Genomic DNA, 14,261 nt, shown 5'->3' on the forward strand with positions numbered 1-14,261 from the left:
CCGACGCCGCGACCTGCGGCGCCGCGGCGGATGCCGCTACCTGCGCGGGCACAACGTTGCCGGCTGCCGTCGACGCACCGGCCGCGGCCGCCTCGTCGACGGTGGACGCCGCCGGCGCGCTCGCGGCGGACGCATGCCCGGCGTCGCTGCCCTTGAAGCGCGCGAGCCAGCTCGACGAGTCGCCGCCAGTGTGCCACATGAGTACCGCGATCACCGCGATGACGACGATCGCCGTCCCCCACAGCCAGGGATGGTGCCCCGACGAGCCGCCGAGCGGGATCGACACGCGGCCGCGCGGCAGATCCGTCCCCGACGAAGCGGGCATCGACAGGTCGACTTCCGGCACGCCGCGCTCGCGGCGCAATGCCTGCGCGAACGGCTCCGGATCGACGCCGAGCATCTTCGCGTAGCTGCGCACGACGCCGAGCGCGAACGTCACGCCGGGCAGATGGCTGATGTCGCCCGCCTCGAGCGCGCGTAGCTTCGGCGGAGCGACCTTGAGGCGCGCCGATACGTCGTCGACCGTCCAGCCCTTCGCTTCCCGGAGTTGCGCGAGCCGGCTGCCGACGGCCGCCAGCGTTTCCAGTCCCGCCGGTGCCGGCTGCGCGGCATTCGTCTCTGCGCCGTTGGTCGGCTGCGGCTCACTCATCCTTGTCCTCGCGTCGATTCTTCTTCACTGGGGCGCCGCCGGCTCCCGCCGGTTCCACCCGCAACTGTCCATACCATGCGCGGCGCCGAGGCGCCGCGACCGATCGCTATTCGCGTGTTGTACCGCCAAAAAGCCTGGGCATCCGCGGCCAAAGGCCGCCCCGTCAAATCGCCCGGACTTCGATGATCTTTGCTGCTGCGCCCGTCCGCTCCGCCAGGCGCGTGCGGTCCTTCACCGCGCCGGCCAGTTGTCCGCATGCGGCGTCGATGTCGTCGCCGCGCGTCTTGCGCACGGTCGTGACGACACCCGCGTCGATGAGAACCTGTGCAAAGCGCTTGATCTGCTCCGGCTTCGAGCGGATGAGGCCCGACTCCGGGAACGGATTGAACGGGATCAGATTGAACTTGCACGGCACGTCACGCGTGACGGCCAGCAATTCGCGCGCATGCGCTTCGGTGTCGTTGACGCCGTCGAGCATGCAGTATTCGAAAGTAATGAAATCGCGCGGCGCGACTTTCAGATAGCGCTGGCACGCGGCCATCAGCTCGCGAAGCGGATGCTTCTTGTTGAGCGGCACCAGTTCGTCGCGCAACGCGTCGTTCGGTGCGTGCAGCGACACAGCGAGCGCGACCGGCAGCTCGGCGCCGAGACGGTCCATCATCGGCACCACGCCGGACGTCGACAACGTGACGCGGCGGCGCGACAGGCCGTACGCGTTGTCGTCGAGCATCAACCGCATCGCCGGCACGACCGCGTTGTAATTCAGCAGCGGCTCGCCCATGCCCATCATCACGACGTTCGTGACGACACGTTCGGCCTTCCCGTTCGGACCGGGCGCGCGACCGAGCGACGCGCGCAATGCAAATTCGGCCATCCGGAGCTGGCCGATGATTTCGGCTGTCGACAGGTTGCGGGAGAAACCCTGCTTGCCCGTCGAGCAGAAGCGGCAGTTGACCGCGCACCCGGCCTGCGACGACACGCACAGCGTGCCGCGCGTTTCTTCCGGGATGAACACGGTTTCGACCGCATTGCCGTTTCCGACGTCGATCAGCCACTTGCGCGTGCCGTCGGTGGAAACGTGATCGCTGACGATGTCGGGCATCCCGATCGATGCGCGGCCCTTGAGCTTTTCTCTCAGGGACTTCGCGAGATCGGTCATGCCGTCGAAATCGCCGGCGTTGTACTGGTGGATCCAGCGCTGCAACTGCTTGGCGCGGAACGGCTTCTCGCCGAGGCTGCCGCAGTACGCGACAAGACCCTCGGCATCGAAGTCGAGAAGATTGACGGAAGTTTCGCTCGTCATGATGTGCTGCCTTGCCGCGTGCGCTGAATCCTGCCTACTTGTTGCCAGCCAGGGCTTAGCGCGAGTAGACGTTCATTTCCGGGAAGAAGAACGCGATTTCGACCGCGGCCGTTTCGGCAGCGTCCGAGCCGTGGACGGCGTTCGCGTCGATGCTGTCGGCGAAGTCGGCGCGGATCGTGCCCTTTTCCGCCTTCTTCGGATCCGTCGCGCCCATCAGGTCGCGGTTCTTCAGGATCGCGCCTTCGCCTTCCAGCACCTGGATCATCACCGGACCCGAGATCATGAAATCGACGAGGTCCTTGAAGAACGGACGTGCTGCGTGCACTGCGTAGAACTTCTCCGCGTCAGCACGCGACAGATGTGCCATGCGCGCTGCGACGATCTTCAGGCCGGCGCCTTCGAAACGGCTGTAGATCTGGCCGATCACGTTCTTTGCCACCGCATCCGGCTTGATGATCGACAGGGTGCGCTCGATTGCCATAAAAACTCCAAGAAATTAAGAAGTTACAGGTTCAAATGAATCCGCTATTGTAGCACGATCCCGTGTATCATTGCGATTGAACCCTTACACCAGTGAAAGGTTCCGAATCCATATGTTTTTGCGCCGCCCGGCCATTGAAACCAAGCGGCGCGGAACGTATCTTAGCCATAGCTGCTCCGGTTTGCTGCGCCGCACACCGTGCGCCCCGAACCGGCCCCGGACGCCCACGCGTTCAATGTTAGGAGAAACCATGAACGACTATCCGTACAATTTCGGCCGCGGCGGCTCCGTCAGCACCGCGGAGGTTCGCAACCGCGTGCTGCGGAACACGTACTGGCTGCTCGCGCTGTCGATGGTGCCGACGGTGCTGGGCGCATGGGTCGGCGTCGCGACGGGCTTCTCGCTGTTCGCGGCCACGAGCCCGATGATGAGCCTGCTCGCGTTCTTCGCGATCGCGTTCGGCTTCATGTTCGCGATCGAGCGGACGAAAAACAGCGCGGCCGGCGTATTCGTGCTGCTCGGCTTCACGTTCTTCATGGGCCTGATGCTGTCGCGGCTGCTGAGCTTCATCCTCGGCTTCTCGAACGGCCCGTCGCTGATCATGCTCGCGTTCGGCGGCACCGGCATCATCTTCGCCACGATGGCGACGGTCGCCACCGTCAGCAAGCGCGACTTCTCGGGGCTCGGCAAGTGGCTGTTCATGGGCGTGATCGTGATCCTGCTGGCGTCGGTCGCGAACATCTTCCTGCAGCTGCCGGCGCTGATGCTCACCGTGTCGGTGCTCGCGATCGCGATCTTCTCGGCCTACATGCTGTTCGACGTCCAGCGCGTCGTGAACGGCGGCGAGACGAACTACATCTCGGCCACGCTCGCGATCTACCTCGACCTGTACAACGTGTTCACGAACCTGCTCGCGCTGCTCGGCATCTTCGGCGGCAACCGCAACTGACGTTCGTCGTACCCATGAAAAAACCGGCCCGCGGGCCGGTTTTTTTACGTCCGCCGCCCGCTCAGTCGCGCTCGAACAGCGCGATCGATTCGACGTGCGACGTATTCGGGAACATGTTCACGACGCCCGCGCCCTTCAGCCGGTAGCCGGCCTCGTGCACGAGCAGGCCCGCGTCGCGCGCAAGCGTCGACGGGTTGCACGACACATAGACGATCCGCTTCGGCAGCGGGCCTTCGCCGCTTTGCGCGATTTCGGCCAACGCCTTCGACACCGCGAGCGCGCCTTCGCGCGGCGGATCGATCAGGAACTTGTCGAATGCGCCGAGCGCGCGCAGGTCGTCGCCCGTCACTTCGAACAGGTTGCGGCACGCGAACGTCGTGTGGCCGTCGACGCCGTTCTCGCGCGCATTCGCGAGCGCGCGCGTCGTCAGCGTTTCGCTGCCTTCGATGCCCATCACCTCGCGCGACAGGCGCGCGAGCGGCAGCGTGAAGTTGCCGATCCCGCAGAACAGGTCGAGCACGCGATCGTCGCGCGACGGCGCGAGCAGGCGCAGCGCGCGGCCGACCAGCACGCGGTTGATCTGGTGGTTGACCTGCGTGAAGTCGGTCGGCTTGAACGGCATGCGGATACCGAACTCCGGCAGCGTGTAATCGAGCGACACGTCGAGCGGATAGAACGGCGTCACCGTGTCCGGGCCCTTCGGCTGCAGCCAGAACTGCACGTCGTGCTCGTCCGCGAACGCGCGCAGCAGCGCTTCGTCGCTCGCATTGATCGGCTCGAGCACGCGCAGCACCAGCGCCGTGACCGTCGAGCCGACCGCGAGCTCGATCTGCGGCATCCGGTCTCGGATCGACAGCCCCTCGACGAGCCGGCGCAGCGGCACGAGCATCGCCGACACGTGCGGCGGCAGCACTTCGCAGCTCGTCATGTCGGCGACGTAGCTGCTCTTGCGTTCATGAAACCCCACCAGCACGCCGCCCTTCTTCGCGACGTTGCGCACGGTCAGCCGCGCGCGGTAGCGATAACCCCACGACGGGCCGTGAATCGGCGCGTACATCGCGTCGGCGCGCAGCTTCGACAGGTGCCACAGGTTGTCCTCGAGCACGCGCTGTTTGATCGCGACCTGCGCGCGCATGTCGAGGTGCTGCATCGAGCAGCCGCCGCAGGTGCCGAAGAATTTGCACTTCGGCTGCGTGCGCATCACGCTCGGGCGCAGAATGTCGACGACGGTCGCCTGTTCGTAGCTCGGCTTGCGGCGATAGCTCGAATAGGTCACGCGCTCGCCGGGCAGCGCGCCCTCGACGAAGATCACCTTGCCGGGCGTGCCGTCCTCGGTCGCGGTGCGGCCGACACCGCGCGCTTCCATGTCGAGCGATTCGATCTCGAGAACCGGGGCAGGCCCGGGCGCGACGGGCGCATTTTTCGACTTGCGCGCAGAAGTGGGGACGGCTTCGGACACCAGCTTTTCCTGACAAAACGTTGAAGAAGGCGAGATTGTAGACGACGACAGCGCGCATCGCCCGCTTTCGTCGTGCTGGCGCCGATGCCGATGCGCCTGCCGCGCTGCGCGACCCGCGAACGGCCGACAATCGCGCACCGCGTTGCGCTGGGCCCGGCTGCGTGCGGCGCCCCGCGCGGCCGCCGGCGGCACGGGTTCTGCTCGCAGCAGATCAAGGAGACTCGACCATGCGACTGATCGACTGGAACATCCAATGGGGTCGGGACGCGGACGGCGTCGTCGACCTCGCGCGCACGATCGCCGTCGCCCGGCAGTTGGGCGACTTCGACGTGCTGTGTCTGCAGGAACTGACGCGCGGCTTCGGCGCGCTGCCGGGCCGGCCGGGCCCCGATCAGTTCGCCGAACTGGCGGGGTTGCTGCCCGGCTATACGATCGTCGATGCGATCGGCGCCGACCTGCCGGCGCTCGAACCGGGCACGCCGCGGCGGCAGTTCGGCAACGCGATCGCGACCCGGCTGCCGGTCGCGCGGGTGTTGCGCCAGTTGCTGCCGTGGCCGGCGGACGCGGCTGCGCCGTCGATGCCGCGCGTCGCGGTCGAAGTGGAACTCATGACATCGACGGGCGCGCTGCGTGTCGTCACGACACACCTCGAGTTCTACTCGGCGCGCCAGCGGCTCGCGCAGGTCGATGCGCTGCGCGCCCGGCACCGCGAAGCCTGCGCACACGCGGACCACCCCGCTCCGGCCGAGAATGCGACCGGGCCATTCAGCGCAACCGGCCAGCCGCGCGACGCGATCATCTGCGGCGACTTCAACAGCGCGTTCGGCAGCGATGCGTACCGGCGCCTGCTGGAGCCGATCGCCGACGCGCCGCCGTTCGTCGATGCCTGGGTCGCCCGGCACCCGGGCCGCACACCGCCGCCGACCGCCGGCGTCTACGACACCGCGCAATGGTCGGACGGCCCGCTCGCTTGCGATTTCGTGTTCGTGACCGATACGCTGCTGCCACGCGTCACGCGCTGCGAGATCGACGGCGACGTGCGCGCGTCGGATCACCAGCCGGTCATTCTCGAACTCGATCGGGATTGAGTGCGGCCGCGACGCGGGCCGCCGAGCTTACGCGTCGAAACCGGCCAGATATTCGGCCCAGTGCGCCGCGGGCTCCTGCGCGAGCGCGTTCTTCACGAGCAGGATCTCGTCCGCGTATTCGCCCGGCGTCAGACCGCCGCGCATCAGCTGGAACCGGCAATACAGCAGATACGTATTGACGACGTCGGTTTCGCAATAGTTGCGGATTTCGTCGATGCGCCCGTCCTGGAACGCCGGCCACACCTGGCTGCCGTCCATTCCGAGCTTGCCCGGAAAGCCGCACAGCTTCGCGAGCGCGTCGAGCGGCGCATTCGCGCGCGCCTGATACATCGCGAGCACGTCCATCAGATCGGTGTGCCGCGAGTGATAGCGCGAGATGTAGTTGTTCCACTTGAACTCGCGATCGTCCTCGCCGAGATCCCAATAGCGGGTCGCGGCAATCCCGTGCACGAGCGCGCGGTAGTGGAGCACCGGCAGATCGAAGCCGCCGCCGTTCCAGGACACGAGTTGCGGCGTGTATTTCTCGATCACGCGGTAGAACGACTGGATCAGCGCCGCCTCGTTGTCCTGCGGCGTGCCGAGCGAGCGCACGCGAAAACCGTTGTTGTCGCGGAACACGCACGAGATCGCCGCGATGCGCTGCAGGTGATGCGGCAGGAAATCGCTGCCGGTCTTCTCGCGGCGCGCGGCGAACGCATGTTCGGCCACCGCGGCATCGTCGAGCGTCGCGGGCAGGTCTTCCAGACGGCGAATGCCGTCGACATCGGGAATCGTCTCGATGTCAAAAACGAGAATCGGTGTCATCAGTTACAGAACGGCGTCCTTGCGCACGCCGTTGGACGCGAAGAACCGCTTGAGGCGCACCAGCGCTTCCTGCTGGATCTGCCGCACGCGCTCGCGCGTGAGCCCCATCTCGTCGGCCAGTTCCTCGAGCGTGGCCGGCTCGATGTGGTTCAGGCCGAAGCGGCGCTCGATCACGTGCCGGTGCTTGTCGGACAGACGCGACAGCCATGCGCGCGTGAGCGTTTCGAGTTCGCGGTGCTGGACTTCGGCATCGGGCGACTGGCTCTGGTCGTCGGGCAGAAGGTCGAGCAGGCTGCTCGCGGGATCGAGGTCGAGCGGCGCGTCGAGCGATGCGGTGTGTTCGTTGAGTGCGAGGATGTCGGTGACTTCCTCGGCGGTCTTGCCGGTGAGATAGGCGATGTCGTCGATGCTGGCTTCGCGGCGCTCGGCCGCCTCGCCGGTCGACATCGAGTTCTTTTCGAGGTGGCGCTTCGCGCGCAGCACCTGGTTCAGTTCGCGGATCACGTGCACGGGCAGCCGCACCGTGCGGGCCTGGTTCATGATCGCGCGTTCGATGCTTTGCCGGATCCACCACGTCGCGTAGGTCGAGAAGCGAAAGCCGCGCGTCGGGTCGAACTTCTCGATCGCGTGCATCAGGCCGAGATTGCCTTCCTCGATCAGGTCGAGCAGCGGCACGCCGCGGTTCAGATAGCCTTTGGCGATACTGACGACGAGACGCAGGTTGCGCTCGATCATCACCTGCCGCGCCTCGAATTCGCCGGCCTTCGCGAGACGCGAATAGCGCTGCTCCTCCTCGACGGTCAGCAGCGGCTTCACGCTGATGCGGTTCAGGTAATGCTGGATCGTGTCGGCCGTGAGTTCGGCCTGCAGCAATGCGCGGAAATCGTCGACGTCGGGCGCGGCTTCGGCCCGGCCTTCGTGCTCGTCGTCGCCGTCCGCGTCGGCGTCGCGTGCCTCGAGGTCACGTTCGTTTTCCGCGACGTCGTCCTCGTCGTCCGTCGAAGCGCCAGCTCGCTCCACCGATGCTTGCGTGGCACGACTGATCTTCTCAGACTCGGCTTGCGGCTCGTGGCGCTTCGATTTCGGCATGGTCGTCTCGGTTATTGAGGCGGCAAATACTTCAGCGGATCGACAGGTTTACCCTGCCGGCGAACCTCGAAATGCAGCATCACGCGGTCGGCGTCGCTATTACCCATTTCGGCGATCTTCTGCCCCTTCGTTACCGCGTCCCCCTCTTTTACCATCAAAGCGCGATTGTGTGCATACGCCGTGAGGTAAGTTGCATCGTGTTTGATGATAATGAGGTTGCCGTAGCCGCGCAGCCCGTTGCCCGAGTAGACGACGCGGCCGTCGGCCGCCGCCTTCACCGGTTCGCCGGACGTGCCGCCGATATTGACGCCCTTGTTCTTCGCGTCGTCGAAACCGTTCAGCACCGGACCGCGGACCGGCCACGCGAACGTCACGGGGCCGCTCGGCGCGGCTGCCGCGTCGCTCGATGCGGCGGCGGCCGGCGGCGTGAGCGCGGACGACGACCCTGCGGCGGGCGACCCCGCGGCAGGCGTTGCGGGACCGCTGCTGAGCGGAGCCGTCGGAACGGCTGCGCCGCCGATCGGCGCGGCAGCGGGCGTACCGGCAACCGCGGCACCACCCGGCGGCGCGACGCGCAGCAACTGATCGACTTCGATCTGGTTCGGGTTCGCCAGGTTGTTCCACGCGGCGATATCGCGATAGTTCTGCCCGTTCTCGAGTGCGATGCGGTACAGCGTGTCACCCGGTTTCACACGGTAGAAACCCGGCGGCGGCGGGCCGAGCGGCACCGCCGGCTGTGCGGCCGCGGTCGTGCCGAGCGATCCGGAGCGGTCGACGACGGGCGCGTTGTCGAGCCGCGTCGCACAGGCGGCCAGCAGTGTGGAGAACGCAGCCACGCAGATCGCGCGCTGGGCGAACGTGAGCGGTTCCCTGGTTCGGTTGTTTTGCATCGCGCGCAACATACTCATCGGTTTCAAATCACTCCGGATTTTAAAGGGACAAAGAAAACGCGATCAAGCCGCGACTCCCGCCACTGCGCGTGCGCGACGCGCTCGACGAGCGTGAGCACCTGCGGCTGCCCGCTCTGCCCGCCGACCGGCGCGACGAGGCGGCCGCCGATTGCGAGCTGCTCGAGCAGCGCCTGCGGCACGTCGAGCCCCGCGGCCGCGATCACGATCGCGTCGAACGGAGCCGCGGACGGCAGGCCGACACGCCCGTCGCCGTAGTGCAGACGGATGTTCGGCACGCGCAGCGGCCGCAGGTTCAGCTTTGCGCGCTCGTAGAGCGGCTTGATGCGTTCAATCGAATACACGTCGCGTGCAACGCGGCTCAGCACGGCGGCCTGATAGCCGCAACCGGTGCCGATCTCGAGCACGCGCTCGAGCGTGCGGCCGGCCATCGCGAGCTCGATCATGCGCGCGACGACCGACGGCTTTGAAATCGTTTGCTGGTGGCCGATCGGCAACGCGGAATCCTCGTAGGCCTGCGTCGCGAGCCCCGGGTCCACGAACAGGTGGCGCGGCACCGCGGCCATCGCGTCCAGCACGCGCGCGTCGGTCACGCCGTTCGCGCGCAGGCGTTCGACCATGCGCTCGCGCACACGTTCCGAAGTCAGCGCGAACGCGCCAGACGGCGCGACGCTCGGCGCGGCCGGCTTCGGCATCGCGGGCTTCAGCACGGTGGGTTTCGGCGCGCTCGCGGGCTTCGCGGCGGCCGTGCCGGGCAGCGCGCGGGTGACGCCCGGCTTCACCGCCACCGGCTTGAGCACGGCGGGTGACTTGTCGATCGCTTTCGGCGCCGTGGTCGTCGCGTGACGCTCGCCGGCCCGGCCTTCCGATTTGCGTGGCGCTCGCTTGAGATCTTCGAGCGCGAGCGGAAACCGCTTCGCGCGCTCGCCGCTCATGAAGCCCGCCCTGCTGCGCGCGCCCATTCGCGCGTCGCAGGCAGCATTTGCGTATGCGTGAGATCGAGCTGCAGCGGCGTGATCGACACGAAACCGTTGGCGACGGCGTGGAAGTCGGTGCCCTCGCTCGCGTCCAGCGCCGCGCCGGCCGCACCGATCCAGTAGACCGGCTCGCCGCGCGGGTCGGTCTGGCGAATCACCGGCTGCGACGGATGGCGCTTGCCGAGGCGCGTGACCTTCCAGCCCTTCAGTTCGCCGTACGGCAGATTCGGAATGTTGACGTTCAGCAGCGGCTGACCGGGCAGCGGATGCGCGAGACAGTGCTCGACGATTTCGGCGGCGACGCGCGCCGCGTCCGCCAGATGGGCCCACCCCTTGTCGGCGAGCGAGAATGCGATGGCCGGCACGCCGAACATGATGCCTTCGGTGGCGGCTGCAACTGTCCCCGAATAGAGCGTGTCCTCGCCCATGTTCTGGCCGTTGTTGATGCCGGACACGACGAGGTCGGGCCGCTCGTCGGCCATCCCCGTCAACGCGACGTGCACCGAATCGGTCGGCGTGCCGTTCACGTAGAAGAAACCCGTATTCGCCGCGCGCTGCACCGACAGCGGACGCGACAACGTGAGGGAATTCGATGCGCCGCTGCAGTTCTGCTCGGGCGCGATCACCGTGAGGTCGGCAAGCGGCTGCAGCGCATCGCTGAGCGCGGCGAGACCGGGGGCGAGATAGCCGTCGTCGTTGCTGAGTAGGATTCGCATCCGGCGATTGTAACCGAGGAAAGATGGCGCGAGAGCGACAGTCCGGCGGCTGCGGACGCGCGCGTGCGTGCGTGTCGTGCACGGTACGCCGCCGCGTTGCGCGGCGGCACTCCGGGCGCTCGGGAAAACGCTGTGTCGCGCGCCGATCGTCGGCGCGCGACAACAGGCTCGCGCCGACGCCCGCTCGTCGGACCGGCCGCGACGTGCGGGAGCGCGGCGCTCAGATCGCGCCGGTCTCGCGCAGCGCGGCGATCGCGTGCGCGTCGTAGCCGAGCCCGCGCAGCACCTCGTCCGTATGTTCGCCGAGTTCGGGCCCGAGCCAGCGCGTTTCACCCGGCGTGTCGGACAGCTTCGGCGTGATGTTCGGCAGCGGAATCTCGGTGCCGTCGGGCAACCTGAAACGCTGGATCATCTGCCGCGCGATGAACTGCGGATCGGTGAACATGTCGGCGGCGGTATAGATGCGGCCGGCCGGCACGTCGGCCGCGTTGAGCACGGCCAGCGCGTCGTCGATCGTGCGCGGCGCGAGCCACGCGGCGATCGCGTCGTCGATTTCCTGCGTGCGCGGCACGCGTCCGTCGTTGCGTGCGAGCGATGGGTCGTCGGCGAGGTCGTCGCGCTCGATCGCCTTCATCAGCCGCTTGAAGATCGGATCGCTGTTGCCGCCGATCACGATGCTGCCGTCGCGGCACGCGTAGGTGTTCGACGGCACGATGCCCGGCAGCGACGCGCCGGTGCGCTCGCGCACCATCCCGTATACGCCGTACTCGGGCACCACGCTTTCCATCATGTTGAACACCGCTTCATACAGTGCAACGTCGACCACCTGGCCCGCGCCGCCGTTCACGTTGCGGTGATGGAGCGCCATCATCGCGCCGATCACGCCGTGCAGCGCGGCGATCGAATCGCCGATCGAGATGCCGATGCGCGGCGGCGGCAGATCCGGATAGCCGGTGATGTGGCGCAGTCCGCCCATCGATTCGGCGATCGCGCCGAAGCCGGGCCGATCGCGGTACGGGCCTGTCTGCCCGTAGCCGGACAGGCGCACCATCACGAGGCCGCGGTTATCGGCCGACAGCACGTCGTAGCCGAGGCCGAGCTTCTCGAGCAGGCCCGGACGGAAGTTTTCGATCACGATGTCGGCGTCGCGCGCGAGCTGCCGCGCGATCGTCTTGCCGGCATCGGATTTCAGGTTGAGCGTGACCGATTTCTTGTTGCGCGCCTGGACCGACCACCACAGCGACGTGCCGCCCTGCTCCGGGTACAGCTTGCGCCATTTGCGCAGCGGGTCGCCGCCGTTCGGATCCTCGATCTTGATCACTTCCGCGCCGAATTCGGCAAAGAGGCGCGACGCGAACGGCCCCGCGATCAGCGTCCCGAATTCGAGCACTTTGACGCCCGCGAGCGGGCCCTGACTGGCGCTCATGTGTCTCCCTGGCATGAGGAACGGCGCCGCCGGCCGGCGGCGCCCGGCTTACATCGTGCGGCGGTCGAGCATCGCGCGGGCGATGGTGCCCGCGTCGACGTATTCGAGTTCGCCGCCCACCGGCACGCCGCGCGCGAGGCGCGTGACCGCGAGGCCGCGCGCCTTCAGCGTCTGGCCGAGATAGTGCGCGGTCGCTTCGCCCTCGTTCGTGAAGTTGGTCGCGAGCACGACCTCCTTGACGATGCCGTCTGACGCGCGCCGCACGAGGCGGTCGAAATGGATTTCCTTCGGACCGATCCCGTCGAGCGGGCTCAGCCGCCCCATCAGCACGAAATACAGCCCGCGGTACGTCATCGTCTGCTCAAGCATGATCTGGTCGGCGGGCGTCTCGACGACGCACAGCAGCGTCGGATCACGCTCGTCGTCGCTGCACACCTCGCAGATCTGTGCTTCGGTGAACGTGTTGCACTTCTCGCAGTGCTGCAGGTGCTCGGTCGCGAACAGCAGCGACCGGCCGAGCCGCTCCGCGCCCTCCCGATCGTGCTGCATCAGGTGGTACGCCATGCGCTGCGCGGATTTCGGCCCGACGCCGGGCAATACGCGCAGCGCTTCGACGAGCGCGGACAGGGCGGACGGCTGTTTCATACGGCGGGTGAAAGCTGAACGGGCGGATCGGGCTGAGCGGACGCTGCGCTCAGAACGGCAGCTTGAAGCCCGGCGGCAGCGGCAGGCCCGACGTCATGCCGCTCATCTTTTCCTGCGACGTCGCTTCGGCCTTGCGGACGGCATCGTTGAACGCGGCCGCGACCAGATCCTCGAGCATGTCCTTGTCGTCCGCGAGCAGGCTCGGGTCGATCGCGACGCGACGCACTTCGTTGCGGCAGGTCATCGTCACCTTGACGAGGCCAGCGCCCGACTGCCCTTCGACTTCGATCTGCGCAAGCTGCTCCTGCATCTTCTTCATGTTTTCCTGCATTTGCTGCGCTTGCTTCATCAGTCCGGCGAGGTTGCCTTTCAACATGGGAATACTCCTTCTTGATCGTGTGAAAACCGGCACGCGGCGCGCGCCGGTCAATGTGTGCGGGGCGTGATTGTGCCTGTCGCCATGCGATTCGTTCAATGCAGCGTCGGCGGCGTGCCGTCCGGCGCCGAATCGGCGAGCGGCCGCACCGAGCCTTCGACGATGCGCGCGCCGAAGTCACGCACGAGCTGCTGGACGAACGGGTCGCCGTGGATGTCCCGTTCGGCCTCGCGCTGACGCGCTGCGCGTGCGGCCGCATCGAGCGCCGCCGCGGTGCGCCGCGCGGGCCCGACCTCGACCGCGACCTCGACCGGCTTGCCGAGCGCGTCGGCCAGCGCGGCCTTCAGCTTCGCGACCTGCGCAGCGTCCGCATACTGCGGCACCGGCACGGACAGTTTCAACGTCGTCGCGTCGACGGCCGTCAGTTCGCTGTTGAACGCGAGCTGATACGCGACGCCCTTCAACGGCAGCCGAGCGGCCAGCGCCGGCCATTCGCCGTCGAAGCCGATCGGATCGAGCGCGATCGCGGGCGGCAGCGGGCGGGTGTCGACCGGCGCGGACGCTCGGGCTTCCACCGGCTTCGGCGCGATGCGCACGTCGTCGGGGCCGCTGTCGAATACCGGGACGAAGCCGTCGTCGGCCGCGCCGCCGAACATTTCGTCGGCGCTGAGCGGCACGTAGTCGTCCGGCGGGATGTCTTCCCACGGCGGCGGCGCCTGGCGCGCGTCCGCAGCCTGTGGTGCGCGAGCGGGCGCGCGTGGCGTCGGCACCTGTACGGCGGGACGCGCTGCTGCCGCCGGTTTCTCGACGGCCGGCTGTGCCGCCGGCTTCGGCGCGGCGCCCGTCCGCGAGCGGTCGGACGACACGCGCATGCCGGCGTTGCGCAGCACGTCGAGCGCGGCCGCTGCCCCACCGCGGGCCGACGCACGTGCAGGCGGCTCGGCCGGTGCAGCATGCTTCGCCGGCGCCGGTTCGGCGGGCGCTGCAGGCTCGTCGTTGCGCTCGGCAACGGCAGGCGGTTCAGGTTCGTTGCGGACAGCCGGCGGCGCGTCGGCCGACGGTGCCGCTTGAAGTGCCGCGCTCGCTTCACGCTGCGTGGCGACCGGTGCGTCGGCTAATGCCGATGTCGGAGCCGATGCCGATGCCGATGCCGATGTCGGAGCCGATGCCGATGCCGATGTCGGAGCCGATGCCGCGGTCGATGCCGATGCTGCGGTCGATGCCGATGCCGGAGCAGATGCCGCAGTCGACGCGGACGCGGATGCCGAAGCCGCGACAGGCTTCGCCATCGCCGCATCGCCGGACTGAGCCGGCGCAGGGCGAGCGGCGGGGGCGGCCGGCGCTGCCGCCTGCGGCCGCGCAGCACCGGCGGCTGCCGGCGCCGAAGGCCG

15 protein-coding genes are annotated in these 14,261 nt (G+C 67.8%); 2 read left to right on the top strand and 13 right to left on the bottom strand.

Annotated features, from left to right (window positions below; genetic code table 11):
* From BSE24067_RS31405 to ndk, 3 genes are all read right to left on the bottom strand, one after another.
* On the bottom strand, positions 1-649 hold a 649-nt coding region (locus BSE24067_RS31405; RefSeq protein ID WP_174904978.1), incomplete at its 3' end, for a helix-turn-helix domain-containing protein.
* 163 nt (positions 650-812) lie between these two features.
* Positions 813-1,952 (bottom strand): dual-specificity RNA methyltransferase RlmN, encoded by a 1,140-nt coding sequence (rlmN, locus tag BSE24067_RS31410; protein WP_151068223.1) that lies wholly within the window; start codon positions 1,950-1,952, stop codon positions 813-815.
* A 55-nt stretch (positions 1,953-2,007) separates the two neighbouring features.
* Positions 2,008-2,433 carry a nucleoside-diphosphate kinase gene (gene ndk / locus BSE24067_RS31415; protein WP_040144283.1) on the bottom strand — a complete coding sequence of 142 codons (426 nt, stop codon included), beginning with the start codon at positions 2,431-2,433 and terminating at the stop codon, positions 2,008-2,010.
* A gap of 250 nt (positions 2,434-2,683) precedes the next feature.
* Here ndk and BSE24067_RS31420 point away from each other — a divergent pair, with 250 nt between their 5' ends.
* Positions 2,684-3,382: a Bax inhibitor-1/YccA family protein gene (locus BSE24067_RS31420; protein ID WP_151068224.1), complete on the top strand. Its 699-nt coding sequence runs from the start codon at positions 2,684-2,686 to the stop codon at positions 3,380-3,382.
* 61 nt (positions 3,383-3,443) lie between these two features.
* Here BSE24067_RS31420 and rlmD read toward each other — a convergent pair whose 3' ends face one another.
* Positions 3,444-4,841, bottom strand: coding sequence for a 23S rRNA (uracil(1939)-C(5))-methyltransferase RlmD (gene rlmD, locus BSE24067_RS31425; RefSeq protein WP_151068225.1), 1,398 nt, complete (start codon positions 4,839-4,841; stop codon positions 3,444-3,446).
* Between the two features lie 227 nt (positions 4,842-5,068).
* Between rlmD and BSE24067_RS31430 the strand changes: the two genes are divergently transcribed.
* The gene (locus BSE24067_RS31430; protein ID WP_151068226.1) at positions 5,069-5,929 is read left to right on the top strand and encodes an endonuclease/exonuclease/phosphatase family protein; all 861 of its coding nucleotides are present in this window, start codon (positions 5,069-5,071) and stop codon (positions 5,927-5,929) included.
* 27 nt (positions 5,930-5,956) lie between these two features.
* Here BSE24067_RS31430 and BSE24067_RS31435 read toward each other — a convergent pair whose 3' ends face one another.
* The 9 genes from BSE24067_RS31435 to BSE24067_RS31475 form a co-directional block, all read right to left on the bottom strand.
* Positions 5,957-6,733 carry a 3'-5' exonuclease gene (locus tag BSE24067_RS31435; protein WP_151068227.1) on the bottom strand — a complete coding sequence of 259 codons (777 nt, stop codon included), beginning with the start codon at positions 6,731-6,733 and terminating at the stop codon, positions 5,957-5,959.
* A 3-nt stretch (positions 6,734-6,736) separates the two neighbouring features.
* Positions 6,737-7,822 (bottom strand): RNA polymerase sigma factor RpoS, encoded by a 1,086-nt coding sequence (gene rpoS / locus BSE24067_RS31440; RefSeq protein WP_151068228.1) that lies wholly within the window; start codon positions 7,820-7,822, stop codon positions 6,737-6,739.
* A gap of 11 nt (positions 7,823-7,833) precedes the next feature.
* Positions 7,834-8,730: a peptidoglycan DD-metalloendopeptidase family protein gene (locus BSE24067_RS31445; RefSeq protein ID WP_151068229.1), complete on the bottom strand. Its 897-nt coding sequence runs from the start codon at positions 8,728-8,730 to the stop codon at positions 7,834-7,836.
* A 5-nt stretch (positions 8,731-8,735) separates the two neighbouring features.
* Positions 8,736-9,665: a protein-L-isoaspartate(D-aspartate) O-methyltransferase gene (locus BSE24067_RS31450; RefSeq protein WP_151068230.1), complete on the bottom strand. Its 930-nt coding sequence runs from the start codon at positions 9,663-9,665 to the stop codon at positions 8,736-8,738.
* Complete coding sequence (gene surE / locus BSE24067_RS31455; protein WP_151068231.1) at positions 9,662-10,423, bottom strand: 5'/3'-nucleotidase SurE; 762 nt, start codon at positions 10,421-10,423, stop codon at positions 9,662-9,664. The genes BSE24067_RS31450 and surE overlap by 4 nt, the downstream gene beginning before the upstream one ends.
* 220 nt (positions 10,424-10,643) lie before the next feature.
* On the bottom strand, positions 10,644-11,849 hold the full coding sequence (locus BSE24067_RS31460) for a CaiB/BaiF CoA transferase family protein (RefSeq protein WP_151068232.1): 1,206 nt from the start codon (positions 11,847-11,849) through the stop codon (positions 10,644-10,646).
* 48 nt (positions 11,850-11,897) lie between these two features.
* Entirely contained in the window at positions 11,898-12,494 is a 597-nt protein-coding gene (recR, locus tag BSE24067_RS31465; RefSeq protein ID WP_151068233.1) for a recombination mediator RecR, read from the bottom strand.
* Between the two features lie 49 nt (positions 12,495-12,543).
* Positions 12,544-12,870: a YbaB/EbfC family nucleoid-associated protein gene (locus tag BSE24067_RS31470; RefSeq protein WP_006755698.1), complete on the bottom strand. Its 327-nt coding sequence runs from the start codon at positions 12,868-12,870 to the stop codon at positions 12,544-12,546.
* Between the two features lie 95 nt (positions 12,871-12,965).
* The coding region (locus tag BSE24067_RS31475; RefSeq protein ID WP_302479011.1) for a DNA polymerase III subunit gamma/tau C-terminal domain-containing protein at positions 12,966-14,261 on the bottom strand (1,296 nt) is incomplete at its 5' end.

Source organism: Burkholderia latens (assembly GCF_902499045.1).
In the GTDB taxonomy this organism is placed as follows: domain Bacteria; phylum Pseudomonadota; class Gammaproteobacteria; order Burkholderiales; family Burkholderiaceae; genus Burkholderia; species Burkholderia latens.

What these genes read in the sequence shown, in the direction of transcription:
- rlmN (WP_151068223.1), bottom strand. Translation starts at nt 1,952, where the DNA reads ATGACGAGCGAAACTTCCGTCAATCTTCTCGACTTCGATGCCGAGGGT.
- ndk (WP_040144283.1), bottom strand. Translation starts at nt 2,433, where the DNA reads ATGGCAATCGAGCGCACCCTGTCGATCATCAAGCCGGATGCGGTGGCA.
- BSE24067_RS31420 (WP_151068224.1), top strand. Translation starts at nt 2,684, where the DNA reads ATGAACGACTATCCGTACAATTTCGGCCGCGGCGGCTCCGTCAGCACC.
- BSE24067_RS31430 (WP_151068226.1), top strand. Translation starts at nt 5,069, where the DNA reads ATGCGACTGATCGACTGGAACATCCAATGGGGTCGGGACGCGGACGGC.
- BSE24067_RS31435 (WP_151068227.1), bottom strand. Translation starts at nt 6,733, where the DNA reads ATGACACCGATTCTCGTTTTTGACATCGAGACGATTCCCGATGTCGAC.
- rpoS (WP_151068228.1), bottom strand. Translation starts at nt 7,822, where the DNA reads ATGCCGAAATCGAAGCGCCACGAGCCGCAAGCCGAGTCTGAGAAGATC.
- BSE24067_RS31445 (WP_151068229.1), bottom strand. Translation starts at nt 8,730, where the DNA reads ATGAGTATGTTGCGCGCGATGCAAAACAACCGAACCAGGGAACCGCTC.
- BSE24067_RS31450 (WP_151068230.1), bottom strand. Translation starts at nt 9,665, where the DNA reads ATGAGCGGCGAGCGCGCGAAGCGGTTTCCGCTCGCGCTCGAAGATCTC.
- surE (WP_151068231.1), bottom strand. Translation starts at nt 10,423, where the DNA reads ATGCGAATCCTACTCAGCAACGACGACGGCTATCTCGCCCCCGGTCTC.
- BSE24067_RS31460 (WP_151068232.1), bottom strand. Translation starts at nt 11,849, where the DNA reads ATGAGCGCCAGTCAGGGCCCGCTCGCGGGCGTCAAAGTGCTCGAATTC.
- recR (WP_151068233.1), bottom strand. Translation starts at nt 12,494, where the DNA reads ATGAAACAGCCGTCCGCCCTGTCCGCGCTCGTCGAAGCGCTGCGCGTA.
- BSE24067_RS31470 (WP_006755698.1), bottom strand. Translation starts at nt 12,870, where the DNA reads ATGTTGAAAGGCAACCTCGCCGGACTGATGAAGCAAGCGCAGCAAATG.